General features: G+C 41.2%; 1 protein-coding gene and 3 pseudogenes. 2 read left to right on the top strand and 2 right to left on the bottom strand.

Annotated elements, in window-relative coordinates; genetic code table 11:
- Positions 1–193, top strand: a pseudogene (locus tag L1D55_RS27775) (transposase); the annotation flags it as partial.
- Here L1D55_RS27775 and L1D55_RS27055 read toward each other — a convergent pair.
- Positions 162–1,049, bottom strand: a pseudogene (locus L1D55_RS27055) (IS5 family transposase). The pseudogenes L1D55_RS27775 and L1D55_RS27055 overlap by 32 nt on opposite strands.
- Positions 1,050–1,330: 281 nt before the next feature.
- On the opposite strand from L1D55_RS27055, the gene L1D55_RS27050 reads away from it, so the two are divergent.
- The gene (locus tag L1D55_RS27050; RefSeq protein ID WP_239919500.1) at positions 1,331–1,741 is read left to right on the top strand and encodes a hypothetical protein; all 411 of its coding nucleotides are present in this window, start codon (positions 1,331–1,333) and stop codon (positions 1,739–1,741) included.
- A gap of 76 nt (positions 1,742–1,817) precedes the next feature.
- Here the strand turns inward: L1D55_RS27050 and L1D55_RS27045 are convergent.
- A pseudogene (locus L1D55_RS27045) lies at positions 1,818–2,071 on the bottom strand (IS30 family transposase); the annotation flags it as partial.

The following is a 2,071-nucleotide window of genomic DNA, read 5'->3' as shown; positions in this document are numbered from 1 at the left end:
CATTGCAGTACAAGCCAAGTGGCATTTTGACTTCCAAGCCAATAGCATTAAACACCGCCGAGTTCTATCCATACCTCGTCTAGGAAGAGAGGTACGAAATCATCGACGATATCAAATTAACGAATCCCAATATCAATGGGGAATGTTCGAATATCAAAGGCTCACACACAACGCAGGACTAGGGCAATTATGAGGGGATCCGTCAGTGCCTCACCAACTTGAGCGTTATAACATCTCAAGCTTAATGTACCGCTAGTCAGTCCTTTATATCGAGACATTGCGGTCTCAGAGATTGAACGGTTGTGATAGCCAGAGTCAGTTTTCCACTGAGCTAACATATCGTTTTTAAGTGCATCGACCGCATCATTCCGAGGATGCACCTCCTGCCAATAACCCGAATTTTTTCTGGGAGGTATGAGAGGCTTGCAGCCCTTACTCTGTAATACTTCATGACACCTTTTGGTGTCATAAGCACCATCAGCAGAGACAGAATGAACCTTTCTACGAAGCGGGTTCAATAGTGTTGGGAGCCCTTCACTATCACCAACATTGACGAGACTGACTTCTGCGCTAATCACATCGTGGGTAACGAAATCAACAGCGAGGTGCAATTTACGCCAAGTCCTACGTTTTTCTGCTCCATGCTTTTTAACTTTCCATTCACCTTCCCCAAAGACTTTCAAACCTGTTGAATCAATCGTAATGTGGCGAACTGGGCCTTTGGATTTATTCTTGTATTTTTCCTGAACCGTCTTTGAACGCTTACTGATACTGGTGTAGTCAGAGGAACGTAAAGGGACACTCATCAATGCAAATATAGAGTCGATAAAACCTTGGAGCGCACGTAACGGGAGAGAGAATATGCTTTTTATCATCAAAGCAGTTTCAATAGCGGTATCAGAAAATTGAAAGCCTCTACCACGTTTGCCATGGTGACTCTTGCATTGCCACGCTTCAACGGCTGAGTCATCAATCCAAAATGTGACTTAGCCTCTTTTACATAAGGCTTCATTATACTTGTTCCAGTTCGTTATCTTCTTCTTACCCATGACACCACCATGCATCTACTACATGGGATCAGATCGCAGGACTGAGGAAAAGTTCAACTGATTTAGTAAACAACGCCGTTTGGTACAACAACGTTAAAAATCAGCGACTGACGCTGATTTATTGTTTCATAAGAAACAAGATTATTATAAACAGAGCATTAATTTCCACTTTATCTCTAAATTATTCTCAATAATGAGAATGATAAAATACACTGTTTTATTGCCTGTACTTATTTCCACTAATCTTTATTTTAGTATAAGGACTTATAATGGAGAGCATCATGATATTACAAGAATTAACAACGAAAGCGTTCACATTAATCTATTCACTACTTTCCTCGGTGATTAACTATTCTAATCAACTTGGAGCTATGGAGCCGAGGTGGGACGGGGGATTACCTGGATATGGAGAGCTTTCTAGCATTAATTTTGTCATGGCGATATTTTTAACTTTAGCGGCGCTCTGTTTTATCATTGATCGTTACAATAGACCTTATAAAGCCAGTGGCGTATTCTCTAACGTGTTGTATACGGTGGGTTGGTGCATCGTTTTTAGTTTTCCAATGGCATTAATTCTTCGTTTTTTTGCGTCGGATTTTACGGAGATAAGTTGTTTGGGAACCTCATTGGTTGCCGCATTTTATTACAACGTCTTACGTTACGACAATTCGCATAGCCTCACCATAAATTAAGATTGTTATTTTAAAGGCGCTACCTAGTATTGTGATTAATACCCGAATTCAAGTCCGAAGTGCGACACTTCCCCATTTAAGCAGCCATGCACATTTCTTTGAATATCACGGCTGGCTGTTTAAAGCCTAAACACTTCTTTGGCCTGTAATTTATTCTTGCCATGGCGAGAGATATCACGTCCTCACTAACTTCACGTAAATCAGAACCTTTCGGTACATATTGACGAAGCAGACCGTTAGCATTCTCGTTTGCTCCACGCTCCCATGAACTGTATGGATGTGCAAAGGTTTGCTCCACGCTCCCATGAACTGTATGGATGTGCAAAGTAA

This window comes from Vibrio sp. Isolate22 (assembly GCF_022398115.1).
Classification (GTDB): domain Bacteria; phylum Pseudomonadota; class Gammaproteobacteria; order Enterobacterales; family Vibrionaceae; genus Vibrio.
The sequence above is the reverse complement of the archived record's forward strand: the minus strand, read 5'-3'. Positions and strand labels throughout refer to the sequence as shown.